The sequence below is a fragment of the Martinezella tropici genome, assembly GCF_008370325.1.
GTDB classification, from domain to species: Bacteria; Pseudomonadota; Alphaproteobacteria; order Rhizobiales; family Rhizobiaceae; genus Rhizobium; species Rhizobium tropici_B.
The window spans coordinates 643,913-667,552 of record NZ_VNIP01000011.1; the positions used below are offsets into that span (position 1 = coordinate 643,913).

The 23,640-nt window shown below is 61.8% G+C and carries 19 protein-coding genes; 4 read left to right on the top strand and 15 right to left on the bottom strand.

Annotation, left to right across the window (positions count from 1 at the left end; translation table 11 throughout):
- Positions 1–180 precede the first annotated feature (180 nt).
- Together FP026_RS24050 and FP026_RS24055 are read right to left on the bottom strand one after the other, a co-directional pair.
- Positions 181–1,536 (bottom strand): putative bifunctional diguanylate cyclase/phosphodiesterase, encoded by a 1,356-nt coding sequence (locus FP026_RS24050; protein ID WP_149637093.1) that lies wholly within the window; start codon positions 1,534–1,536, stop codon positions 181–183.
- Positions 1,537–1,662: 126 nt separating this feature from the next.
- On the bottom strand, positions 1,663–3,396 hold the full coding sequence (locus FP026_RS24055; RefSeq protein ID WP_149637094.1) for a response regulator: 1,734 nt from the start codon (positions 3,394–3,396) through the stop codon (positions 1,663–1,665).
- A gap of 343 nt (positions 3,397–3,739) precedes the next feature.
- Here FP026_RS24055 and mutL point away from each other — a divergent pair, with 343 nt between their 5' ends.
- Positions 3,740–5,569 (top strand): DNA mismatch repair endonuclease MutL, encoded by a 1,830-nt coding sequence (gene mutL, locus FP026_RS24060; protein WP_149637095.1) that lies wholly within the window; start codon positions 3,740–3,742, stop codon positions 5,567–5,569.
- A 163-nt stretch (positions 5,570–5,732) separates the two neighbouring features.
- Entirely contained in the window at positions 5,733–5,963 is a 231-nt protein-coding gene (locus FP026_RS24065) for a DUF2093 domain-containing protein (protein ID WP_069612411.1), read from the top strand.
- A gap of 29 nt (positions 5,964–5,992) precedes the next feature.
- Here FP026_RS24065 and lpxK read toward each other — a convergent pair whose 3' ends face one another.
- The 6 genes from lpxK to FP026_RS24095 all read right to left on the bottom strand — a co-directional run bounded on the left by lpxK (position 5,993) and on the right by FP026_RS24095 (position 11,863).
- Positions 5,993–7,042, bottom strand: a complete 1,050-nt coding sequence (gene lpxK / locus FP026_RS24070; protein WP_149637096.1) for a tetraacyldisaccharide 4'-kinase — start codon at positions 7,040–7,042, stop codon at positions 5,993–5,995.
- Between the two features lie 83 nt (positions 7,043–7,125).
- Positions 7,126–7,857: an HAD family hydrolase gene (locus FP026_RS24075; RefSeq protein ID WP_149637097.1), complete on the bottom strand. Its 732-nt coding sequence runs from the start codon at positions 7,855–7,857 to the stop codon at positions 7,126–7,128.
- A gap of 12 nt (positions 7,858–7,869) precedes the next feature.
- Entirely contained in the window at positions 7,870–9,189 is a 1,320-nt protein-coding gene (waaA, locus tag FP026_RS24080) for a lipid IV(A) 3-deoxy-D-manno-octulosonic acid transferase (protein ID WP_149637098.1), read from the bottom strand.
- A 177-nt stretch (positions 9,190–9,366) separates the two neighbouring features.
- On the bottom strand, positions 9,367–9,612 hold the full coding sequence (locus tag FP026_RS24085; RefSeq protein WP_034508466.1) for a DUF4170 domain-containing protein: 246 nt from the start codon (positions 9,610–9,612) through the stop codon (positions 9,367–9,369).
- 61 nt (positions 9,613–9,673) lie between these two features.
- Complete coding sequence (locus FP026_RS24090) at positions 9,674–10,483, bottom strand: 3'(2'),5'-bisphosphate nucleotidase CysQ (protein WP_149637099.1); 810 nt, start codon at positions 10,481–10,483, stop codon at positions 9,674–9,676.
- A 27-nt stretch (positions 10,484–10,510) separates the two neighbouring features.
- On the bottom strand, positions 10,511–11,863 hold the full coding sequence (locus FP026_RS24095) for a TldD/PmbA family protein (protein ID WP_149637100.1): 1,353 nt from the start codon (positions 11,861–11,863) through the stop codon (positions 10,511–10,513).
- Between the two features lie 150 nt (positions 11,864–12,013).
- On the opposite strand from FP026_RS24095, the gene FP026_RS24100 reads away from it, so the two are divergent.
- Positions 12,014–13,834, top strand: coding sequence for a monovalent cation:proton antiporter-2 (CPA2) family protein (locus tag FP026_RS24100; RefSeq protein ID WP_149637101.1), 1,821 nt, complete (start codon positions 12,014–12,016; stop codon positions 13,832–13,834).
- A gap of 54 nt (positions 13,835–13,888) precedes the next feature.
- Here the strand turns inward: FP026_RS24100 and FP026_RS24105 are convergent, their stop codons facing one another.
- Genes FP026_RS24105 through FP026_RS24115 form a run of 3 tightly spaced genes read right to left on the bottom strand, consistent with a single transcriptional unit; the run spans position 13,889 to position 17,287 of the window.
- A complete protein-coding gene (locus FP026_RS24105) occupies positions 13,889–14,755 on the bottom strand; it encodes a patatin-like phospholipase family protein (protein ID WP_149637102.1) in 867 nt (288 codons plus the stop codon).
- Between the two features lie 18 nt (positions 14,756–14,773).
- Positions 14,774–15,340, bottom strand: coding sequence for a 16S rRNA (guanine(966)-N(2))-methyltransferase RsmD (rsmD, locus tag FP026_RS24110; RefSeq protein ID WP_149637103.1), 567 nt, complete (start codon positions 15,338–15,340; stop codon positions 14,774–14,776).
- A gap of 6 nt (positions 15,341–15,346) precedes the next feature.
- Positions 15,347–17,287, bottom strand: coding sequence for a pseudouridine synthase (locus FP026_RS24115; protein ID WP_149637104.1), 1,941 nt, complete (start codon positions 17,285–17,287; stop codon positions 15,347–15,349).
- A 72-nt stretch (positions 17,288–17,359) separates the two neighbouring features.
- Here FP026_RS24115 and FP026_RS24120 point away from each other — a divergent pair, with 72 nt between their 5' ends.
- On the top strand, positions 17,360–17,818 hold the full coding sequence (locus tag FP026_RS24120; protein WP_149637105.1) for a nucleoside deaminase: 459 nt from the start codon (positions 17,360–17,362) through the stop codon (positions 17,816–17,818).
- A 136-nt stretch (positions 17,819–17,954) separates the two neighbouring features.
- Here FP026_RS24120 and FP026_RS24125 read toward each other — a convergent pair whose 3' ends face one another.
- The 4 genes from FP026_RS24125 to FP026_RS24140 all read right to left on the bottom strand — a co-directional run bounded on the left by FP026_RS24125 (position 17,955) and on the right by FP026_RS24140 (position 23,561).
- Complete coding sequence (locus tag FP026_RS24125; protein WP_149637106.1) at positions 17,955–18,581, bottom strand: hypothetical protein; 627 nt, start codon at positions 18,579–18,581, stop codon at positions 17,955–17,957.
- A gap of 134 nt (positions 18,582–18,715) precedes the next feature.
- A complete protein-coding gene (gene ileS, locus FP026_RS24130) occupies positions 18,716–21,598 on the bottom strand; it encodes an isoleucine--tRNA ligase (protein WP_149637107.1) in 2,883 nt (960 codons plus the stop codon).
- Positions 21,599–21,898: 300 nt separating this feature from the next.
- Positions 21,899–23,374, bottom strand: a complete 1,476-nt coding sequence (gene mctP / locus FP026_RS24135) for a monocarboxylate uptake permease MctP (protein ID WP_149637108.1) — start codon at positions 23,372–23,374, stop codon at positions 21,899–21,901.
- Entirely contained in the window at positions 23,364–23,561 is a 198-nt protein-coding gene (locus FP026_RS24140) for a DUF3311 domain-containing protein (RefSeq protein ID WP_034488324.1), read from the bottom strand. The genes mctP and FP026_RS24140 overlap by 11 nt, the downstream gene beginning before the upstream one ends.
- Between the last annotated feature and the right edge of the window lie 79 nt (positions 23,562–23,640).

Sequence of the window (23,640 nt, forward strand, 5' to 3'; positions counted from 1 at the left end):
GGCGGCCCTTTCCGGCTGCCGCTTTCTCTGTTTTTCCCGAACGAAAAGCTGCTGTGCACTTTTCGTGGACTTGGCCTAAAGCGCGTCGCGATCTTTCAGATTCGCTCATTGCGTTTTGGGCCTTCGATCTCCCGCATGTCGTTATCGCAAAAACCGCTGCACACTTTTGCGCGACATGCTTTAGGCGATCTCGCGTTCGTTGCTGAGCTCTAGATAATGGCTTTGCAGATAACGAAGCGTCGCGGCGCTGTCTGCCGGCTTGCCGAAATAATAGCCCTGCCCCATGGCGCAGCCCAGCGCTTTCAGTTTCGCCGCTTCGGCATGTTCCTCGATACCTTCCGCCACCACACGCAGTTCAAGCCCCTCGCACATGGCCAGCACCGCCTTGATGATATGTTCGGACACCCGATCCGAATTCATGCGAGAGACGAAGGCGCGGTCTATCTTAACCTTGTCGAAGATAAATTCGCGCAAACGCCCGAGACTGGATTGACCAGTGCCAAAGTCATCAAGCGAGATGCGCGCACCCGCGGCACGGAGATCGGCTATGATCCGATGCGCCGTGTCGGCCGAGCTCATGACCGCGGTTTCGGTGATTTCGAGCTCGAGGCGATGCGGATCGAGGCCGGCACGTGCAAGGATGGCAAGGATGCTGCTGCTGGTACCCGGATCCATCAATTGTGCCGAAGACAAATTGAAGGACAGAAAAAGCTCACGTGGCCAGGAAAGCGCCGCCTCGGCCGCCTTCCGCAGAAGCGTTTCGGACAGAGCATCGATGAAGCCGCGCTCCTCGGCGAGCGGCACGAAGACAGCCGGGGAGACGAAGCCGAGATCCTGATCGTTCCAGCGGGCAAGCGCCTCGAAGCCGACAACCATGTTGTTGGCGAGCGAAACGATCGGCTGGAAATGCACATCGATGGCATCCGAAATGATGGCATTGCGCAGCGCCTGCTCGAGCTGCGTCGCGCGCTTCATTTCCTGAGCGATCTCCCTGGAATAGACGGTGATCTGCCCACGGCCGCGACGCTTGGAGCGATAGAGCGCGGTTTCCGCATTCTTCAGGAGGTCGTCGAATTCCTCCCCGGCGAACGGATGGATGGCGAAGCCGAAAGAGGCGGAAAGCCTGACATTGCGATCGCCGAGATCATAGGGTGCCGAGAGCACCTCGCGGATCATCTGCCCGAACTTCTCGGCGCCGACGCGCTCGAACACCAAGGGAAGAACAAAGGCGAATTCGTCCCCGTCATGGCGCGTCACCATTGCTCCGTCGGGAATGCAGGCCTTGAGGCGATGCGCGACCTGGCAGAGAATCTCGTCACCGGCTTCGACGCCAAACAGGTCGTTGATCGGCTTGAAGGCATCCAGATTGACGATGCCGATGGTGAAGGGTGCCGGATCGCTGGCCCGTTCGAGCGAAATCGAGCGCGTGCGTTCGCGCATGCGATGTCGATTGCCCAATCCGGTAAGCGGATCGGTATAAGCGATTGCCTGTGGCTCTTGACTGACTGGCCCTGGCAGCGTTTCAGCCGATTTCATATGTGGTCCCGACGTTTTCTCCACCCTCTAAAAAGCATGACGGCGAAGTCTTAACAAAGGATAGCGGGAGGACGGTGATTCAATGCCGGCGATAAGTTGCCTTCACCGGCGATCTCTTTGTAACATCTATCTATTTTGCGCCTTGTAGAGACTGCGCATATACTTCTGGAATACCGTCTCGATGATGTCGGGACTGACCGGTTTCAGGATGACATCGTCCATGCCGGCATCCCCGCACTCCTTACGATCGCGCTCGAAGGCCTGTGTCAGCACGCCGACGATCGGCGTATGGGAGCCGCTACCCTCTTCCGCATTGCGGATCAGCCTTGCGGCTTCGAAGCCATTCAGGCCGGGTAGCGAAATATCCATCAGGATCAGCTCCGGACGATGCTCCTGCCACAACCGCACCGCCTCGTCGCCGCTTGCGGCGATCACATAGCTGTATCCCAGACCTTCCAGGATCTGCGAGAAGACGATCTGATTGATGTCGTTATCTTCGGCGACGAGGATCTGTGCGCGGCGATCGTCACCGGCCGTGCGCCGCCATTCCGGCAAAAGCCCCGCTTCCGTAGCATTCCCGGGCTCGCCGCGGATATTGCGGTTGAAATGGCGGGCGATCAGAAAGGCAAGTTCCGTGGCAAGCTGCGAGCCATCCAATGACAGAGCGGCAAGATTTTGCCGTTCAGCCAGCTCGATGCCGCGCTTACCCAGCTGGTTGTCGACGATGACAAGATCGATCTTGACGCCGTGCGCGCTCGCCACATCCAAAAACGCCGCCTCTTCGTTCTCATTGTGAACGACGCAAGCCTCGAAACCGTATTTCTCGAGTGTCTTCAATGCGGCCGTTTCCGCGGCAAAGTCAGGCGTGACGACGAGAACCTTGCGGCCGCTGAAATTTTCCGGGACAAAGGTCTCCATGGCGGCAGGACGGCGCGAAATGGTCTGCAATGCGGCCATGGGAACATAGGCACGCCGATAGGAGCGGTCGCTGTTTTCCCGGATATGCGAGGCAAGCGCGAATTCATCGAAATCGCCACCATCCTTGGGCAGATCCTGCATGGTGCAGACAAGAAAATAGCGGCCGGATTTGCCAATACGCTGCTTGCGCGTCACGATATCGCGCTCGATGCCGTCGCGGGCAATCTGGCGCTGCCGCGAGATCGACATCTCGCCGGTCTCGATCACATGCCGGTCGCTCTCGTGGAAGCGATTGGCAATATCCGTGGAAAAGAGATCGATGCTTTTGCGGCCCCGCACCTCATCGGCCGCCGTCTGGTACTTTTCGCAGAACGCCCTGTTGACCGCGACATAGATGAGATTCTGGTCCTTGACGAATACCGGGAACGGCAGATTGTCGAGAATATCCTCGGTCAGCTGCACGCGCTCCATGTCGACGCGCCACTGCTCTTCGCGCTTCTTTACTTCGGAGACATCGGAGATGATGCAGAAGCCGATGCCGGAGGACAGCCGCCGCTTGCTGATGCGCACCCAGCGGTCATCCGTGAAATGCTCCGTCGTCTCGAAGCGTTCGCGCCAGTGCGAGGCGATGCGCTGCGATATCCAGCTGTCGCGATTGGCTGAAGTCTTGGCCTGATTTGCCTGAGGTCGCATGCCCGTGTCGAAGACGACACCGAGGAAGTCGCGCAACCGCGTCGACGGCTGCAGGTATTCCGGTTGGATGGGGAAGAAATTCAGAACCTGGCGGCTGGCAAACAGCAGCAGATCGTTCTTGTCATAGGCGAAGAAGGCGCTGGAAAGACCGTCACAGAAAGCATCGAAGAACATCGCCTGCAGATTGCCGCCAAAGGACGCATCCGCAGTCGCCATTGCCAGGGCTGCCTTGTCAATCTCGGCAGTCATTCGTCCGATTCCTACACTCAACCAGTTTCACAGCAAGGCAAACCGACGGGACGGCGCGCTCGATAAAGGGATGTTTGAAAAGTTGCATGCTGGCCTGTGCACTTGAAGCAGATGGCACCTGGCTCATGAAAGTTGACGGCCACCAACCTGCCATCAAGAGCCGTCAGCATGCATGAAGCGCGCCACCTGTAGTCATTTCAAGCTTCTCTCCCACAACCTGTCATCATTCCCTTAAACATTGATTAAATTTCTTAACAAAGCCCCAGAGACGGAAACGGTGAAAGAAGGTGAGCCAATCGCCTTTCCTCTTTCCACACCGCCGCGAATCCACGACAATGACGCCATGGCCATCAAGCAACTCTCCGAAACACTGATCAACCAGATCGCTGCCGGCGAAGTGATCGAACGCCCGGCAAGTGCCGCCAAGGAGCTGATCGAAAACGCGCTGGATGCCGGAGCGACCCGCATCGAGATCGCGACTGCCAGCGGCGGCAAGGCGCTGCTGCGCGTGACCGATAACGGATCCGGCATGGCGGAGACCGATCTTGAGCTCGCCGTTCGGCGCCATTGCACCTCGAAGATCTCCGAAACGCTTGATGACATCCGCACCCTCGGTTTTCGCGGCGAGGCGCTGCCTTCCATCGGTTCCGTGGCGAAGCTCTCAATCGCCAGCCGCAGGGCGGGTGCGGCCGGCGGCGCCGAGATCGCGGTTGCCGGCGGCAAGGTTCTGTTTCTGCGACCGGCGGCGGCCAATACCGGCACGATCGTCGAGGTGCGCGACCTGTTCTTCGCGACGCCGGCGCGCCTGAAATTTCTGAAGACCGAGAAGGCGGAAGCCGCCGCGATCACCGAGGTCGTCAAGCGCATGGCGATCGCCTTTCCGCGCGTGCGCTTCGTGCTGTCGGGCAGCGACCGCTCAACGCTCGAATTTCCCGCGACCGGCGATGATCATCTCGCCCGCATGGCACAGATACTCGGTGCCGATTTCAAGGACAATGCCATCGCGCTCGACGCCGAACGCGAGGATGTGAGTTTGACCGGATTTGCCGGCGTGCCGACCTTCAACCGCGGCAACTCCGCCCATCAATATGCCTTCGTCAACGGCCGGCCGGTGCAGGACAAGCTGATCCTGTCGGCGATCCGCGGCGCCTATGCCGAAACCATCCCCGCCGGACGCTATCCCATCGCCGTGCTTTCATTAACGCTCGATCCGGCGCTGGTCGACGTCAACGTGCATCCAGCGAAATCCGATGTGCGCTTCCGCGATCCGGGACTGGTGCGCGGCCTGATCGTCGGTGCCGTTCGCGAAGCTCTAGCACGCGAGGGCGACCGGGCGGCCACGACAGGCGCTGACGGCATGTTGCGCGCCTTCACCCCCGGACGCTCCGGCTTTCAACAGGGATGGCGACCCGCGCCAGCTCCGACCACTTGGGCGGCCGAAACGTCGCCGTCCCGTCCCTACGAAAAAGCAGCAACGGCAGGCTACGGATTTGCCGAGCGACCGCAGGCCGCCTTCGAGGGACTTGCCATCCCCACCGCGCGCGCCGAAGTGGCGCCCCCGGCGGAACCAATACGAGCCGAGGAGCCGGCGCGCTTTCCGCTGGGTGCCGCCCGCGCGCAGCTGCACGAGAACTATATCGTCGCCCAGACGGAGAACGGGCTTGTCATCGTCGATCAGCATGCTGCCCATGAGCGGCTGGTGTTCGAGGCCATGCGCAAGGCGTTGCATTCGAAACGCCTGTCCTCGCAGGTGTTGCTCATTCCCGAAATCATCGACTTGCCCGAAGAGGATTGCGACCGGCTGATTGCATTTGCCGACGAACTCGGCGAGCTTGGGCTCGCCATCGAGCGCTTCGGCCCCGGCGCAGTTGCCGTGCGGGAGACACCGGCGATGCTCGGTGAAGTCGATGCGCAAGGCCTGGTTCGGCAATTGGCCGATGAGATCGCCGAATGGGATACTGCATCCGGCCTTGCCGCCAAGCTGGAATATGTCGCCGCGACTATGGCCTGCCACGGTTCGGTGCGCTCGGGCCGACGCTTGCGACCGGAAGAAATGAATGCCCTTTTGCGGCAAATGGAGGCCACGCCCGGCTCCGGACAATGCAATCATGGCCGGCCGACCTATATAGAGCTGAAGCTTTCGGACATCGAGCGGCTCTTCGGGCGCAGCTGACGCCTGCCGTTTTCGAAAGGAACTTTTCCGGGAAATGCTCTGGAAAAGTCGCTCCTGCTGCGCAATTTTTAAAGTGCTACAGCGACCTTTGCGTATCATATTTGACGCGCGGCGCTGTAGTGCGGTATGGCAAACAGATGACAGAGATCAAGGACGACGTCAGATGAATCTTTTCGAAGGACATGGAAACCGCGAGGCGAAAGTTCGCTATCTCGACGGCGATTTCCAGATCCTGATGCCGGGCTCTTACGTCGTCTGCGCCATGACCGGCAAACATATCGCGCTCGATGAGCTGCGCTACTGGAGCGTTGCCCGGCAGGAGCCCTATGCCGACGTCATCACTTCGCTCGAAGCCGAAAAGCGCGCCGGGGCACTCCCCAACCAAAAGCGCTGATTTTCCGCGCTGAATAACTGGACCTGGCTTTAAGCTGCTTTGCTGCTGCGCTTTTCCCGCAAGCGGCGCTCACGCGCGGCGGCAATGGCCCTGTCGATAATCAGTGCCGGCGCCTGCGGATCGGCAAAGACCATGTCGATCTCAATCACCCTGCAACGCTGTAGCAATTCGTCGGCGCGGCCATGATGGCCGATCAGGCGCACATAGTCCTTCGACGTGGTGACGATCTCCAGCCCTTCGCGCGAGGCTATGTCGAGCATGTCGGAGACGTCGTCTTCGCCGGGATGTTCGTGATCGCCGAAGCTGCGTGCAACGGCGATATCAGCCCCCAACGTCTCGACCGTGCGGAAGAACTTGGCCGGATCGGCGATGCCCGCGAAGGCAAGCACCTTGCGCCCTCGCAAATCCTCCTGCCCGCGTACTCTGACGCTCGCAGAAAAGAAGGGCTTCCCCGCCCTTGCCGCAAGGCGAACGACACGATCGGCGGCGGTACCCTCACCCACCTTCAAGAGAGCGGATGCATAAAGAAGCTGGGTGCGCAGCGGCGCCCGCACCGGGCCGCCTGGAACGAGATGGCCATTGCCGATGCCTCTGCCGGCATCGATCACCACAAGAGCATAGTCGATGGCAAGATGGGCGCTCTGGAAACCATCATCCATGATGATGAGATCGGCGCCCTCGCGCACGAGCCTTTCCGCCCCCTCTTCACGACGACGGGCAATGACCGTCAGCGCCTCGCGGGCAAGCAGTAGCGGCTCGTCGCCAACGGCCGTGGCATGGTGATGCGAGGGATCGACGACGGTCGTGACATCGAGCGAGCCGCCATAACCACGACTGAGGAAACCGGGTATCAGCCCCTTCGCCTTCGCGGCCTGGGCGAGCGCGAGCGCCGTCGGCGTCTTGCCGGCCCCGCCGACGGTGAAATTGCCGACACAGATAACCGGCACCGGCACAGAGGCGCGTTTGCCATGCACCATGCGGTGCCCGGCGATACGGCCATACAGGAAGGAAAAGGGTGAGAGCCCCCAGGCACGCCAATCCGGCTTTCGCCACCAGAAAGGTGGGGCTTCCGATACCATGCGTCTAATCCAGCCCTATTCTTGTGCCCGCGACGAACCGCAAGAAAGGGCAGATTGCGTGAAAAAGCAAGCCACTGCCAGGGTCAGGCCGATTGCGCCACAGGCATGAGCAGGCTTTCCAGCTCGGTAATGTCGTTGAGACAATAGTCGGATGCGGCCGTCAGCGTTTCGCGCGAGCCGGTGCCCGTCAACACGCCGACGGTCAGACCGACGCCCGCATTGCGGCCCATGTGGAGATCGTGATTGTTGTCACCGACGACGGCGACCTGCGCCGGCGAAAGACCGGTTGCCGCATAGAAGCCGAGCACCATGCCCGGCTCCGGCTTGGTGCCGAAGCCGCTGTCATAGCCGGCGATATAGTCGAGATAATCGATGAAGCCGAAGCGGCGCGCCGTCTGGCGGATGGAGCGCTCATTGTCGCTGGAGGCAACGCCGAGCTTGTAACCGCGCTCATGCAGGCGGCGAAAAAAGGCCGAAAGATCGGTGACCGGCGAGGAGAAATCAGCCGCGTGCGCGAAGAGCGCATCGAGCTTTTCCACCAGCTCGGCGACATCCATTTTCGAGCCGGCAGCCACCAGCCCCTCAGAAATCTGCCGGGTATTGCCGGCGGCGAGCAGGCTATCGGGCACGATATGGCCGGAAATCGGATCCATGCCGCAGGCGGATAGAAGGTGATCAGCGAGGATAGGATCGTCCTCAGCGGCGATCCTGGCGAGCTCGCGGTTGACCGGCAGCCAGCTCTGGTCATAGTCGAGCAGCGTGCCGTCCTTGTCGAAAAGAATGCCCGCAATCGCTCCCATCTTGACCGCCGCCATGCCCTTGCCTTCTTAACCGTTCGCCATCGTCTTCGGCATCAGCCGCGCCTTCACCGAAAGCGGATTGATATAGGGCTCCAGCCCTTTCACCGTTGCTGCCAGTGCGCCACGCATTTCATGCACGGCTGCGAAGCCGGCATCGATCATGCTGCGTCGCGCCGTGTCGTTGGTCAGCAAATAATGCACGCCGCGCGCCAGCATCTCGGTATCGCGCACCATGCGGGCGCTGCCGCGGCGAGCGAGCAACTGATAGGAGTCGCGGAAATTCTGGACATGGCCGCCCGTCAGGATCGCGCAGCCGAGCATGGCCGGTTCGAGCGGATTCTGGCCGCCTTCGTTGAACAACGATTTGCCCATGAAGGCGACTTCGGTCATGCGCAGGTAAAGCCCCATCTCCCCGATCGTATCACCGAGAAAGACGTCGACTTCAGGTGAGAGAATGTCGCTGCGGGTGCGGCGCGCCACCTTCAAGCCCTGCTCCACGAGCATGGCCTCGATCGCGTCGCAGCGCTCCGGATGACGCGGTACGATGATGGTGAGCTGGCCGTTGTGCTCCTTCAGCATCTTATGGACGGATGCCGCGGCACTTTCCTCTCCATCGAAAGTGGAGACCGCAGCCCAGGTCTTGCGGTCGCCGACCTGCTTCAGGTAGCCGGCAAGCGTCGGCGCATCGTAGGACGGCGCGTCCGTATCCACCTTGAGATTGCCCGATCTGATCACCTGCACGGCACCGAGATCGCGGAAGCGTTCGGCGTCGAGGTCCGATTGGGCCACGACCAGCGCCAGGTTTTCAAACAACGCCTCGGCAAGCGTGGGATGGCGGCTCCAGCGGGCAAAGGAGCGATCCGACATGCGGGCATTGACGAGGATCTGCGGAATGCGTCTGCGGCCGAGCTCGGTGATGGTCGTCGGCCAGATCTCGGATTCGGCGAAAATGGCGCAATCGGGCTGCCAGTAGTCAAGGAAGCGTTTGATGGCCGGCTTGAGATCCAGAGGAACATACTGATGGATGACCTCTTCACCAAGGCGCTGATGCGCGACCTTGGCCGAGGTGATCGTACCCGTCGTCAGGATGACGTGAATATCGCGACGACGGATTTCACGGATCAGCGGAATGACGGCAGACGTCTCGCCGACGCTTGCCGCATGGAACCAGATCAACGGCCCTTGCGGACGATTGGCGCTCGCATAACCGGAACGCTCCAGTTTGCGGGAACTCTCTTCCTTGCCCTTCGCCGCGCGAACGGCAAGATAAGGCCCGATGAACGGATAGATGGCGATCCCGCCAAAACGATAGGCGCTCAAGGCAAGACGCGCCCTGAGGCTACTCATTTCGATCGCCTCCTATCCCAGCTGATCATCATCTATGCCAAATCCCGATTGTCATACGGCCGAATAAGCAGCCGGATTTTCGTTCTTATTGTGTCAAGGATACTGCTTCATGGCCGGATTTAAAGCGAGAACGCCTTACCGGATGGAGATATCAAATGCAAATTCGGTGATGCGACCTCAGGATGCCGCTTTTTCCTGCGGATCGAGCAAGCGATGCAGATGGACGATGAAATAACGCATATGGGCGTTGTCGACAGTCTGCTGCGCCTTGGATTTCCATGCCGTCAGCGCACTCGCATAGTCGGGATACATGCCGACGATATCGAGCTCGTTGAGATTGCGGAATTGAACTTCTTCGAGGTTTTCCAATTCACCGCCGAAGACGAGGTGCAGGAGCTGCTTCTTGCCGCTGGTATCAGTCATTTTCGTCTCTTTCTACTATCGTCCCCCTCCGCTCTTCATCTGAGGGATTTTGACCGAAAGGTCAACCGTCTCGTCGGTGCGATAGTTGACGGAGAAACTCCGGCAATTGCGATGCCGATGCCCCGCAAAGTTCGTCATGCGATACCTCGGCGCGATTGTAGCGCAGGACGTTGCCCGCGAGATCCACGAGGGCACCGCCGGCCCGCTGCAGAATGAGATCGGCGGCCGCCAGATCCCAGTCATGCGAATTGCGCTTGACGATGGTTCCTTCGAGCCGACCGTCCGCCACCATGGCGAGGCGATAGGCAAGCGAGGGAACATGCTTGACCCGCTCGACCGTCTTGCGGAAATCCGGAGCGAAGCTCTTCAGCATATCCTCGCCGGTCGCCAGCCGATGGATGGCATCGCCAATCCTCTCGGAAACGCTGATCGGCTTGCCGTTCTTCAAAGCCTGCCCATCGGCGGTTGCCACGAACAGCTCGTCCAGCGCCGGCGCATAGAGAACCCCGGCGACCGGGCGGCCATCGGTGACGACGGCAACACTGACGCACCAGAGATCCGAGCCTGAGAGAAAGCCGCGTGTGCCGTCGATCGGATCGACGACGAAAACGGTCGCATGCGACAGCCGCGCGGCGTCGTCATCGGTTTCCTCGGAAAGCCAGCCATAATCCGGCCGCGCCGAGCGCAGGGTGGCGGCAAGGCTCTCATTGGCGGCAAAATCGGCGGCGCTGACCGGGGATTGACCGTTGTTCTTCCACCAGACCTCCGGCGATTGCCGGAAGAAACCGAGAGCGATCTTGCCCGCCTCGAGCGCAGCACCCACGATGAGGTCCACATCGCTCAAACGGCCGGCCTTCTGGCTATCGATCATTCACAAATTCCAATCTCCGCTCGTTTTTCAGCGGCCAGCCAGCGTCATGCCTTCGATCGCAAGCGTCGGAGCCGCGACGCCGAAATCGCGATCGATATCGCTCGCCGGCGTCACGCGCATGAACATGTCCTTCAGGTTGGAGGCGATCGTCACCTCCGAAACGGGGAAGGTCAATTCACCGTTCTCGATCCAGAAGCCGGTCGCGCCCCGGCTGTATTCGCCGGTGATCATGTTGACGCCCTGGCCGATCAGCTCGGTCACATAGAAGCCCGTTCCGACGCTGCGGATCAGTTCTTCCGGCGAAATATCACCCGGTTCCAGCGCCAGGTTGGTGGATGCGGGCGAGACCGCCGTGCCGCCGCGCACGCCGCGGCCGTTGGTCCTCAGGCCGCCGCCGATTTCCCGCGCCGTTGCCGTCGACAGGAACCAGGACTGCAGCACGCCGTCCTCGATCATGACCAGCCGCTTGCCGGACACGCCCTCGCCATCGAAGGGCCGCGAGGACGGGCCGCGCACGATCAGCGGATCGTCCGTGATAGAGAGGCCTGATTTCAGCACCTGCTGACCCATCTTGTCGCGCAGGAAGCTGGTCTTGCGGGCGACGGAAGCGCCGTTGATCGCACCGGCGATGTGGCCGGCAAAACCGCGCGCGACGCGCGGATCGAAAACGACGGTGACGTTCTTGCCCGTCGGCACCTGACGCGGATTGAGGCGCTTGACCACCCGTTCGCCGGCGCGGCGGCCGATCTCCTCGGCCGCATCCAGCTCGGCGAAATAAAGGCGGCTGTCGAAATCATAGTCGCGCTCCATGCCGGTGCCTTCGCCGGCAATCACGCTGACGGAACGCCCGAAACGCGAGCCCATATAGTGGCCGGCAAAACCATGCGAGGTGACGAGCACGAGGCCGCCCATGCCGGCCGAGGCGCCGGCGCCGGAGGAATTGGTGACGCCGGAAACGGCAAGTGCGGCCGCTTCGGTCGCGAGCGCCGCTTCGCGCAGCTGCTCCGAGGAGACCTCGGTCGGATCGAACAGTTCGAGATCAGGATAGTTCTTGGCGAGATCCGCCTCATCGGCGAGGCTGGCGAACGGGTCTTCGGGCGAAACCTTGGCCATGGCAACCGCACGCTCAGCAAGAGCGTTGAGATCGAAGCCGGGATTGGCCGAAACGCTGGCCGCTCGATTGCCGACGAAGACCCTCAGCGAAAAATCGTCGCTCTCCGACGACTCCGTTCCCTCGACCTTGCCGAGGCGGACGCTGACGGAATGGGCTCTCGATCGCACCACGACGGCATCGGCCGCATCCGCACCGGCTTTCCGGGCGAGATCGATCAACTGGCTGGCGCGGGAAAGCAGAGTGGCGGAATCGATTTCAGAGGTCATGACTTGGCCTTTCCTTCGCGTTCCATTTATTGTGCACTACATGAAGCATCAAGGGCGGCAAAGCCGATTCTTGTTCTAATCCCTTCACGCATGGTTGTTTATCATGACCATGTGTCGCAACACCGCCTGCCCCATGGAAAGAAACAGACGATGTCCGCCGCCAATAGTCTCTTCACTGAAACCCTGATGCTGCTCGGAGGCGCCGTCGTCACGGCGCCGATCTTCAAAAAACTCGGATTGGGGACAGTGCTTGGCTATCTGGCTGCCGGTGTGGTGATCGGCCCTGTCCTGCACGGCATCGGCGACAGCGAAGCTGTGCTTGCCGTGGCGGAACTGGGCGTCGTCTTCCTGTTGTTCATCATCGGCCTGGAATTGAAGCCCTCGCGCCTCTGGCAGATGCGGCGGGATATTTTCGGCCTCGGCTCGGCCCAGGTAATTTTAAGCGGCCTCGCGCTCATGCTCGCCGCCTATTTCGGCGGCATTGCGGGATGGAAGGGCAGCATCATCATCGGCTTCGGCCTGGCGCTCTCCTCGACCGCCTTTGCCATGCAGATTCTTGAACAGCAGGGCGACGTCAATACGAAATACGGGCAGCGTTCCTTCTCGATGCTGCTGCTGCAAGATCTTGCCATCGTGCCCCTGCTGGCGCTGATCACCGTTCTCGACGGATCGAAGGAAACCAGCAATCCACTCCCCGATCTTGCGATCGCCATCGGGGCGGTGGCGGCAATGGTCATCGCCGGCCGCTATCTGCTGACGCCGCTATTCCAGGTGATCGCACGCACCGGCGCGCGCGAGGCGATGATTGCAGCCGCCCTCCTCGTCGTCATGGGTTCGGCGACGCTGATGCAGCTTGCCGGCCTCTCGATGGCGATGGGTGCCTTTCTTTCCGGCGTGATGCTCGCCGAATCCTCCTATCGTCACGAACTGGAGGCGGATATCGAGCCCTTCCGCGGCGTGCTGCTCGCCATTTTCTTCATTGCCGTCGGCCTGTCGTTGAAACTCGAGGTGATCCTCGACAATTGGGTGCTGATCCTGCTCGCCGTCCCAGTCATGATGATCATCAAGGCGATCGTGATCTATGCGCTCTGCCGCGCGACGGGCTCGCCGCACAATGATGCCGTGCGCATCGCCGGCCTGTTGCCGCAAGGCGGCGAATTCGGCTTCGTGCTCTTCAGCGCCGCCAGCGCCAGCGGCGGCCTCTTCTCGGCCAATACCGCCTCGATGCTGATCGCCATCGTCACGCTGTCGATGGCGCTGACACCGCTAAGTTCCGCGCTTGCGAAGCGGCTGATGAAGGGCGACACGCAGGAGGAACTGGACGAGGATTTCGAAGGCGCCGGCTCCGACGTATTGATGATCGGCTTCTCGCGTTTCGGCCAGATTGCCGCGCAGATCCTGCTTGCCAGCGGCCGCGACGTGACGGTCATCGATTTCTCCGCCGACCGCATCCGCCAGGCATCGAGCTTCGGCTTCCGCATCTATTTCGGCGACGGAACCCGCAAGGACGTGCTGCGCTCCGCCGGCATCGATCGCGCCAAGATCGTCGTCGTCAGCACGCATCTGCGCGAGGTAACCGACAAGATCGTCGAACTCGTGCAGACGGATTATCCGCACGCGCGCATCTTCGTCCGCTCCTACGACCGCATCCATTCGATCGAGCTGCGCCACAAGGGCGTCGATTACGAGCTGCGCGAGACGCTGGAATCCGGTCTGCTCTTCGGCCGCCGCACCCTGGAAGCGCTCGGGGTCAGCGAAGCGGAAGCCTACGAGATCGGCGAGGATATCCGCAAGCGCGACGAACAACGGCTCGTGCTGCAGGTCAGCGAAGGGCTGCAGGCGGGCACCGACATGCTCTATTCCCGCCCTGTCAAGCCGGAACCTCTGGTCAAGCCGAAACGTGCCGCCGACACCTACAGCGACGCCGACGATCTGGTGGCGTTGCCGCAAGAGGAGCCGGAGCGGGTTTAGGCTACCGTTTGTGCAGCCAGGGAAAGTGGCGCCGCTCAATTTCCGTAAGATGCTCTAATTCTTCGCCGTCATCACGCGGTCGAGGGCGAATTTCAGCTCGTCCTTCACGCTGGCCGACATGGCGAGGATATCGCGCGCCTTCAGGAAATCGAGGACGCCCGTGCGGCCCACGGCCGGGCGCAGGAAGATCTGCGGCGCCTGCAGGCGCAGCTTCAAGGCAATATTGGACTGCATGGTGAGCTGGCCGGCGCCGAACAGGCTTTCGATGCGGTTCGGAATATGCCGGCCGCCGCCTTCTGGGCCGCCGACGACGTCGATGCCGATGATGACATCGGCAAGCCCGGCAAGATGCTCATAGGGAACCGGGTTCATGATGCCGCCGTCGATCATCACGCGATCCCCCAGTCTCACCGGCATGAAGACGGCGGGAATGGCGGCGGAAGCGGCAAGCACCGGAAAGAGTTCGCCCTTTTCGATCACGACTTCGGCCTGATCGTAGTAATCCGTCGTCACCACCTTCAGGGGTATGTGCAATTCCGAAAAATTCTCCGGAAATGTGGTCGGCAGGAATGTGCGAAGAATGCGTTCGAGATTGAACTGGCCAAATCGGATGCTGCGCATGTTGACCGGCCGCAAGCTCCAGATCTTGTTGAGCACGGCGGGACGATTGCCGACGGTTGCAAGCGTATGGTCGCGGATTTCCGCGCCGCTCATACCGACCGCCATCGCCGCGCCCATGATCGAGCCGATGGAGGAGCCGGCTATCGCGACCGGGCGGATGCCGAGTTCGTCCAGCGCCTCGATGATGTGGATATGAGCGAGCCCGCGCGCGCCGCCGCAGCCGAAGGCGACCGCGACGCTCGGCATGCCGGAGGCGGCAACCGGGTAATCGCTGCCGACGAAATCAGCATAATCGCCCATATCTTTCCCCTTCCTCCGTTATGCCATCCGCGGCTGATAACGGAAGAAATGCATCTTGCTATCGCCGAAGGTCCGTTCCTCCAGAAACAGGAAATCCGAGGGTAGGACAACGGTCACGTCGGAACGCTCTTCGAGGATGGCCAGCGCGCCCGGAACCAGCCAACCACCGGCAGCCGCCGCTGCAAAGGCTTTCTCCCCCTGTCCCTTGCCATAGGGCGGATCGGCGAAGAGAAAATCGAAAGGCTCGAGATTGCCGACGCTGCCGAGATCTGTCGCATCCCGCCGCAGCATGCGCGTGCGGCCATGCAGGCCGAGCGCATCGATGTTTTCCCAGAGAAGACCCCTGCCCTCGACGCTGCTTTCGACGAAGAGCACATGACGGCAGCCGCGGGACGCTGCCTCCAGGCCGACTGCGCCGGTGCCGGCAAAGACGTCCATCATCCGGGTGCCGTCGATGGCTTCCGGATAGGCATGGCTCAGGATGTTGAAGAGGCTTTCACGCGTGCGATCCGCCGTCGGACGAATATCGTTCGACTTCGGCGTTGCAAGCGAGCGACCGCGAAACTCACCGCCGACGATCCTCACCGCGCGTCAGCCCCTGCCGCCCTTAGGGCCGCCCCTGCCGGGGCCACCGCGACCGGAGCCGCCGCGTGGGCCTCCCGAGGGACGACCTGCGCCACCCGGCTTGCCGCCAAAGCCGCGCGAGCCACCGGGCTTCCCGCCCGGCTTGCCACCAAAGGATTTGCCGCCGCCGGGCTTCTTGCCGAAGGGCTTGCCGGCCGGCCGATCACCGAAGGACCGTTCGCCTTGTGGGCGATCACCAAACGGGCGATCGCCGCGGGGCGGCCGATCTCCAAACGGACGATCCCCGCGAGCGGGACGCTCACCCTGGGGGCGATCGCCGCGGGGACGTTCCGACCGCTGCTCGCCGCCGAAAGACGTGCCGCGCGGACGCTCGTCTCCCTCGGCACGCGGACGCCGGTCGCCACGAGGCTTGTCGCCAAACGGACGATCACCGCGCGGCTTGTCGCCATATGGGCGTTCACTGCGCGGCGGACGATCCCCGAAGGAACGTTCCGAGCGGGCTTCGCCCTGGAAGGATTTCGCGCGGGGACGGTCGCCGAACGGACGGTCCGCACGAGCGGGACGATCACCTTGCGGGCGGTCGCCGCGCGAACGCTTGCGATCAAAGCCCTCGTCGTCACGCGACTTGCGCGGAGCTTCCTCGCTCGAACGAATCCATTCGCCATCGCCTTCGTCGACGCGATTGATGCGAACGCGGGGACCTTCGTCCGGACGATCGAAGCCACTGCGCTGCGGGCGTTCCGCCTCGCCGCGCTTTGCAGCGGTTCTTGCATTCTTGGCAGCCTTTGCGGCTGCCTTTTCGCCGAGCGGGCGGGCACCTGGCGCCATCCACACATTGGCGCTGCGACGCGGGGCGAGCGGCTGGCGCTTCGCCCGGTCGTCGTCCTTGTGGCCGCCTTCGCGGCGATCATCACGCTTGGCATCGCGCTTTGTATCGAGGCGGCTCAAGGCGCGCTCGCGCTTGTCCTCGGGACGCTCGCGACGCGGCCGCTCTTCCTTGGCCGGGCGGGCCGGCTTGGCATCCGCCTCTTCGGCATCGGCAACGGCCGGTGCGTTATACAGCGGAGCATCGAAATTCGCCTTGGCCTCATCGACCAGGCGCGGACCCAGCTGATCGCGCAGTGTGCGGCCGCGCACCTCAAGCACATGGCCTTCCGGCAGCTCGCCGAGCTGGAACGGGCCGTAGGAGATGCGGATCAGGCGGTTGACCTCGAGGCCGAGCGCGCCGAGCACGTTCTTGATTTCGCGGTTCTTGCCCTCACGCAGACCCATGGTGATCCAGACGTTGGAGCCTTGCGTGCGGTCGAGCGTCGCGTCGATCGAGCCGTAGAGCACACCGTCGACGGCAATGCCTTCCTTGAGTTTGTCGAGCGCTTCCTGATCGATCTCGCCATGGGCGCGGACACGGTAGCGGCGCAACCAGCCGGTCGTCGGCAGCTCCAGAACGCGGGCCAGGCCGCCGTCATTGGTCAGCAGCAACAGGCCTTCGGTGTTGATGTCGAGGCGGCCGATCGACAGGACGCGCGGCAGCTCTTCCGGCAGATTGTCGAAAACGGTCGGGCGCCCTTCCGGATCGGCATTGGTGGTCACGAGGCCGGCAGGTTTGTGATAAAGCCACAGGCGCGTGCGCTCGATGCCGCGGATCGGCACGCCGTCAACCTCGATCTTGTCCGCAAGGGTCACGTTGACCACGGGCGTATCCAGCGGCACGCCGTTCAGCCGGACGCGGCCATCCAGGATCATGCGCTCGATATCGCGGCGCGATGCCACGCCGGCGCGCGCCATCACCTTGGAAATGCGCTCGGCCTTTCCATCGCCTGCCACGGTTTCATCCGCCGCCTTGACGGCTGCGGCCTTTGCCGGCTTCGCGTCATCGCGTTTCATCGTCTTCTTATCGCCAGCAAAGGGTTTAGACCCAGGCCGCTTGGGCTTGTCATTCATCGTCATTTGTTGTTTGCCTGAATTTTTAACGCGTGTTCCTATCAGGTCACGCCCTTGCGGTTAAGTGGAAAAACTTGAATGGCGGCTACAAATCAATTCATGGAGCTTGCTTTGGCCGAAGCACGCCGTGCCGGAGAGCGCGGCGAAGTGCCGATCGGCGCCGTTGTCGTGCTCGACAGCGAGGTCATCGCCACCGCCGGCAACCGCACTCGAGAGCTTAACGACGTCACCGCTCATGCCGAAATCGTCGCCATCCGCCTGGCCTGCGAGGAGCTTGGCCAGGAGCGTCTCGCGGGCGCCGATCTCTACGTCACGCTGGAGCCCTGCACCATGTGCGCCGCGGCCATTTCGTTCGCGCGCATCCGCCGTCTCTACTATGGCGCCGAGGATCCGAAGGGCGGAGGCGTCGACAACGGCGTGCGCTTCTATCATCAATCGACCTGCCATCATGCGCCGGAGGTCTATTCCGGCCTCGGCGAGACCGCATCCGCCGATATCCTCAGAGGCTTCTTTCAAGCGAAACGCTCCGAAGACTGAAAAGCGGCAGATTACAGCGCCGCGCGTCTTTCAATACGCGCAAAGGACGCTGTAACACTTTAAAATTCTGCATAATTTTCCCTTAAATCGATTCCGATTTAAGGAATTATGCAGTCGCCGCCGCTTTGAGAGCTTTTTACTGGAAGGGCTTCCACCAGCTGCTGTTGTTGGTCTGCTGCGCAGCCTCCGCATCCTTCTTGCGCTTCTTTTCTTTCTTGCTCTCGGGCGTGCCGAGATCGCTGAGCGCGGCCTGGTCGGCGACCTGGCGATACTGTTGCGGCGGATCGATCAGGTAGCGGCGCTGATCGTAGGTACCGGCCTGGTCCTGCCGCGCGGCGCGATAGGCGGCCGTCTGCTGCGCTTCCGTCATACGGTTTCTGCTGCTGTCGGCCTGGGCCAGCGGCGAGCGATAGTTGACGTCGCTCTTCTTCTCGTCGGCTTCTGCGGCGAGACGCTTGCGGGCGTCTTCCGGCGATTCGAGCCAGGCCGGATTGTCCTTGCTTGCCAGCGACTGCTGCGGCGCGGTCAGAGTGTCCTTGGCGCCGCCAACAACCAAGCCGGGGCGGTTCGGATATTTCACGCCCTTCTCTTTCGGCGTTGCGGCCGAAACAGAGGCGATATCGCCGAGGTCGTCCAGGAGCTGCACGCCGGCGGTCTTGTCGGTGCCATAAGTCGGGCTGCTCAGGCAACCGGACATTGCGCCACAGCCAACCACAAGTGCCGCCAAGCTGACGCCGACACGAACCTTATGCATCGCTCTCATGAAAACCCTTCCCAGCCATGCCGGAATAAACGTAACAGTACCCCATTAGACGGCAACTGCCGTAAAAATCGGGCCATTTTCAGGCAGCTTTTACCGGATGAACGCCGCAAAGGCAATTCATCCGGCAACTTTCTTCAGTTGACAGCCATCAGCTCGCGCAGTGCCGCGGCATCGCGAGCCGAGACATCCGGATATTCCGGATCGGAGCCGACATCGGTGGTGATGCGCCAGGAACGGGCGCATTTGCGGCCTTCGGCAAGCTTCGGAACCACGCTGACCCTGGCGGTGTCATCAAGGCGGAATGCGTCCGTCGGACCTTCACTGCCGAGGACGGTGATGCCCGAGGTGATGCAGATCTCGGAGAAATCCTGCCCTTCCAGCACCTTCAGCAGCTCCGGATCGGCGATATAGACCACCGGGGCGGCTTCCAGCGAGGAGCCGATGCGCTTGTCCTTGCGTTCGATTTCCAGCGCGCCGGTGACGACGCTGCGCACGGCGCGGATCTTCTTCCACTTCTCGGCCAAGGCTTCGTTCTTCCATTCAGCGGGAATGGTGACGAACTGCTCAAGATGAACCGAGACCGCCGACGGATTGCGCGACAGCCACGCCTCTTCCGTGGTGAAAGGCAGCATCGGCGCCAGCCACGTCACCATGCAATCGAAGATCGTGCGAATGACGGCGAGCGAGGCGCGGCGGCGCAGGCTCGACGGCGCATCGCAATAGAGCGCATCCTTGCGAACGTCGAAATAGAAGGCCGAAAGCTCGACATTGGCGAAATCGATCAAGGCGCGGGCAATGCGCTTGAAATCGAAGGCGTCGTAGCTTTCGCGCACCAGCTCGTCGAGCTCGGCGAGACGATGCAGCATCAGCCGCTCCAGCTCGGGCATGTCGGCATAGGCGACCACTTCGCCCTTGTCGTGCGCGAGCGTGCCCAGCATCCAGCGGATGGTGTTGCGCAGCTTGCGATAGGCATCGACATTGGTCTGGATGATGGCCTTGCCGAGACGCTGGTCCTCCCAATAATCCGTGGTCATGACCCAGAGACGCAGGATATCGGCGCCGGCATCCTTCATCACGTCCTGCGGGGCGACGACATTGCCGAGCGACTTCGACTGCTTGCGGCCCTGCTCGTCCATGGTAAAGCCATGCGTGACGACCGTATCATATGGCGCGCGGCCACGGGTCGCTGCACTTTCGAGCAGCGACGAATGGAACCAGCCGCGATGCTGGTCGGAGCCTTCGAGATAGACGTCCGCCGGCCATTTCAGATCCGGGCGGTCTTCCAGCGTGAAGGTGTGTGTCGAACCGGAATCGAACCACACGTCAAGGATATCCATGACCTGCGTCCAGGGCTCGTTGGCTTTTTCGCCGAGGAAGCGCTCACGCGCGCCTTCGGCAAACCAGGCATCGGCGCCTTCCTGCTCGAAAGCCTCGAGGATGCGGGCGTTGACGCCGTCATCCTGCAGGATGTTGCCCTGCTCGTCGACGAAGATCGCGATCGGCACACCCCAGGCGCGCTGGCGCGACAGGACCCAATCCGGACGCTGTTCGATCATGGCGCGCAGGCGGTTCTGGCCGGCTGATGGCACGAAGCGCGTGTCGTCGATCGCCTTCAAGGCGCGCGAGCGCAGCGTCGAACCATCCGCGAAGTCCTTGTCCATGTAGACGAACCACTGCGGCGTGTTGCGGAAGATCACCGGCTTCTTCGAGCGCCAGGAATGCGGATAGGAGTGCTTCATCCTGCCGCGTGCAAAGAGCGTGTTCGTCTCGATCAGCGCCTTGATGACGAGATCGTTGGCATTGCCCTTCTTGCCGTTGTCGTCCATGACGCGGCCGCCTTCGAAGCCCGGGGCATCGGCGGTATAGAAGCCGGCATCGTCGACCGGGAACGGGATAGTGGACGAGATGCCCCGGTTTTCGAGGTCGCGCGCATGCGACATCCAGGCGTCAAAGTCCTCGCGGCCGTGGCTCGGCGCAGTGTGCACGAAGCCGGTGCCGGCATCGTCGGTGACGTGATCACCGTCGAGCAGCGGCACCTTGAAGCTGTAGCCGAGCGAGGCAAGCGGATGCGCGCAGGTGAGCGCGGCCAGATCGGCAGCGGTCACATCGCCAAGGCGCTTGTACTGCAGCTTTGCCTTGGCGAAGGATTCTTCTGCCAGCTTGTCGGCGAAGATCAGCTTCTCGCCGGGGCGCGGACCGAAATCATTGGCCGCTTCCGTGACTTCGTAAAGCCCGTAGGACACACGCGAGGAATAGGCGATCGCGCGGTTGCCGGGGATCGTCCAGGGTGTGGTCGTCCAGATGACGACGAAGGCACCGGTGAGATGAGCCGAGCCTTCCGCCACCGGGAACTTCACCCAGATCATGTCGCTCTCGACATCGGCATATTCGACTTCGGCTTCGGCAAGCGCCGTGCGCTCGACCACCGACCACATGACCGGCTTGGAGCCGCGGTAAAGCTGACCGGTGCGGGCGATCTTCAAAAGTTCGCCGGCGATGCGGGATTCCGCATGGAAATTCATGGTCAGATAGGGATTGTCGAAATCGCCCGTGATGCCGAGGCGCTTGAACTCCTCGGACTGGATCTTGATCCAGCCGGCGGCAAAGTCGCGGCATTCCTGGCGAAACTCGTTCACCGGAACCTCGTCCTTGTTCTTGCCCTTCTCGCGGTACTTTTCCTCGATCTTCCATTCGATCGGCAGGCCGTGGCAATCCCAGCCGGGAACATAGTTGCTGTCATAGCCGCGCATCTGGAAAGAGCGGGTGATGACGTCCTTGAGGATCTTGTTGAGCGCATGGCCGATATGGATGTGGCCATTGGCATAGGGCGGGCCATCGTGCAGCACGAACTTCTCGCGGCCGGCGGCGGAGGCGCGAAGCTTCTTATAGAGGTTCATCTCCTCCCAGCGCTTCACCAGCTCCGGCTCCTTCTGCGGCAGCCCGGCGCGCATCGGAAAATCGGTTTCCGGCAGGTAAAGGGTCTTGGAGTAATCCATCTTTTCAGCGGTATCGGTCATAGTCGTGACAATTGCCTCGGTGTCTCGGGCGTCTTGCGCCTCAGCTGGCGCAGCCATATGGGGATTTTTCGGCGGCGGAAAGCGTCTCGTAAACGAGACGCCAAAAACCCGGACCTTCCGGCAGCTTACAGCGCGCGGAAGGCCGGGCCAATAATTCGTATCGAGTGGCTCAGCCGAAATTGGGTCATGGTCGCCGGTTCATAGGCGTTTTTTCCAGGGAAAGGAAGAGGAAACAACGCAGCCGGCATATAGAAAGGCCGCGGACGTTTCCGCCCGCGGCCGATTTGACGATCTCTTCGATCAGGCCCGTGCCGCCGCCCGTGCCGGCACGACCGCGTTGACGATGACAGCCACGACGACATTGGCGAGAAGCGCCAGCAGCCCCGTATAGACGGTGAAGCCGGTTTCGCCGAGCGGGACCATGTGCAGCGGTTTCCAGCCGGCATCCCAGACGAGATAGGTGCCGCCGAAGAAGCCGACGAACCAACCGGCTAGCAGAGCGGGCGCGCGGAACCACCTGGTATAGAGGCCGAAGACCAGGGCCGGCAGCGTCTGCAATATCCAGATGCCGCCGAGCAGCTGCAGATCGAGCGCGAATTGCGTCGGCAGGAAAATGATGACGAGAAGCGCACCGACCTTGACGACGAGCGAGGTCATCTTGGCGACCTTCGCCTCGCCGGCATCGGAAACCTGCGGATCGACATAAGCCTTCCAGAAGTTGCGGGTGAAGAGGTTGGCAGCGCCAATGCTCATCACGGCCGCAGGAACGAGCGCACCGATGGCGATGGCCGCGAAGGCGAAGCCCGCAAACCAGCTCGAGAACAGTGTCTGGAACAGCGCCGGGACGACATCATTGGCGCTGTCGAGTTTCAGGTGAGCGGCATGGCCCATATAGCCGAGCAGCGCCAAAAGACCGAGCAGCAGCGTATAAGCCGGCAGCAGCACCGCATTCTTGCGGATGGTATTGCCGCTGTTGGAGGCGAAGATGCCGGTGAGCGTATGCGGATACATGAAAGCCGCCAGCGCCGAGCCAAGCGCCAGCGTCGCATAGGCGACATACTGGTTACCGCCGAGCAGCAGGCTGCCCGCGCCCTTGGCCTGGAAATCCGCATCGGCTGCCGCGAAGACATTGGCATAGCCACCGAGCTTGGCGGGGATCAGCGCAATGGCTGCGATCACCACGATATAGATCATGATGTCCTTGACGAAGGCGATCAGCGCCGGCGCGCGAAGGCCGGCCGAATAGGTGTAAAGGGCCAGAATGATGAAGGCCACCGCGAGCGGTAGTTCGCCATGGAGCCCCAAGGCCTTGAAGACCGCCGTCATGCCGACGAGCTGCAGGGCGATATAGGGCATGGTCGCGATGACGCCTGTCAGAGCGACCGCCAATTCGAGCGCGCGCGAGCCATACTGGCCATGCACCACATCGCCAGCGGTGACATAGCCGTAATCTTTCGCGCGCCTCCACAGAAGCGGCATGACCATGAAGACGAAGGGATAGACGACGATCGTATAGGGCAGCGCGAAGAAGCCATAAGCGCCGACGGTGTAGACCAGGGCCGGGACGGCGATCACGGTATAGGCGGTGTAAAAGTCACCGCCGACGAGGAACCAGGTGATCCAGGTACCGAAGGTGCGGCCGCCAAGGCCCCATTCGTCGATATGGGCAAGGGTCTTCGGCCTGCGCCACCGCGCCGCGACAAAGCCCATGACGGTCACGAGCGCCAGGAAGAAGATGAAGACGGCAAGGGCTGTCGGATCGATATCAGTCGTCATGGCGCATGCTCCGGTAGGCGATCCACGTCAGGATTGCTGTGATCGGCACCCAGGCCAGCTGGTACCAGTAGAAGAAAGGGAAACCGAACAGCACCGGATCGTGACTGTTGTAGAAGGGAACCCAAAGCAAGCCTATGTAGGGAATGACGAGCAGCCAGCAGGCCGCCGTGCCGAAGCGTTTGTCCATCTCGTGCGCCTTTCGGAAAAATGGGTGCCGCGACTCGCACCCAGCTATATGAGAATTGCAGCATCTTCCTACCCGCTCA

Excerpts from the sequence above, each read along its gene's own strand:
- FP026_RS24140 (WP_034488324.1), bottom strand. The coding sequence starts at position 23,561 with ATGGACAAACGCTTCGGCACGGCGGCCTGCTGGCTGCTCGTCATTCCC.
- FP026_RS24125 (WP_149637106.1), bottom strand. The coding sequence starts at position 18,581 with ATGAGAGCGATGCATAAGGTTCGTGTCGGCGTCAGCTTGGCGGCACTT.
- FP026_RS24100 (WP_149637101.1), top strand. The coding sequence starts at position 12,014 with ATGTCCGCCGCCAATAGTCTCTTCACTGAAACCCTGATGCTGCTCGGA.
- mutL (WP_149637095.1), top strand. The coding sequence starts at position 3,740 with ATGGCCATCAAGCAACTCTCCGAAACACTGATCAACCAGATCGCTGCC.
- FP026_RS24050 (WP_149637093.1), bottom strand. The coding sequence starts at position 1,536 with ATGAAATCGGCTGAAACGCTGCCAGGGCCAGTCAGTCAAGAGCCACAG.
- FP026_RS24105 (WP_149637102.1), bottom strand. The coding sequence starts at position 14,755 with ATGGGCGATTATGCTGATTTCGTCGGCAGCGATTACCCGGTTGCCGCC.
- FP026_RS24065 (WP_069612411.1), top strand. The coding sequence starts at position 5,733 with ATGAATCTTTTCGAAGGACATGGAAACCGCGAGGCGAAAGTTCGCTAT.
- lpxK (WP_149637096.1), bottom strand. The coding sequence starts at position 7,042 with ATGGTATCGGAAGCCCCACCTTTCTGGTGGCGAAAGCCGGATTGGCGT.
- ileS (WP_149637107.1), bottom strand. The coding sequence starts at position 21,598 with ATGACCGATACCGCTGAAAAGATGGATTACTCCAAGACCCTTTACCTG.
- FP026_RS24090 (WP_149637099.1), bottom strand. The coding sequence starts at position 10,483 with ATGATCGATAGCCAGAAGGCCGGCCGTTTGAGCGATGTGGACCTCATC.
- mctP (WP_149637108.1), bottom strand. The coding sequence starts at position 23,374 with ATGACGACTGATATCGATCCGACAGCCCTTGCCGTCTTCATCTTCTTC.
- FP026_RS24095 (WP_149637100.1), bottom strand. The coding sequence starts at position 11,863 with ATGACCTCTGAAATCGATTCCGCCACTCTGCTTTCCCGCGCCAGCCAG.
- waaA (WP_149637098.1), bottom strand. The coding sequence starts at position 9,189 with ATGAGTAGCCTCAGGGCGCGTCTTGCCTTGAGCGCCTATCGTTTTGGC.
- FP026_RS24085 (WP_034508466.1), bottom strand. The coding sequence starts at position 9,612 with ATGACTGATACCAGCGGCAAGAAGCAGCTCCTGCACCTCGTCTTCGGC.
- FP026_RS24075 (WP_149637097.1), bottom strand. The coding sequence starts at position 7,857 with ATGGCGGCGGTCAAGATGGGAGCGATTGCGGGCATTCTTTTCGACAAG.
- FP026_RS24115 (WP_149637104.1), bottom strand. The coding sequence starts at position 17,287 with ATGACGATGAATGACAAGCCCAAGCGGCCTGGGTCTAAACCCTTTGCT.
- FP026_RS24120 (WP_149637105.1), top strand. The coding sequence starts at position 17,360 with ATGGCGGCTACAAATCAATTCATGGAGCTTGCTTTGGCCGAAGCACGC.
- FP026_RS24055 (WP_149637094.1), bottom strand. The coding sequence starts at position 3,396 with ATGACTGCCGAGATTGACAAGGCAGCCCTGGCAATGGCGACTGCGGAT.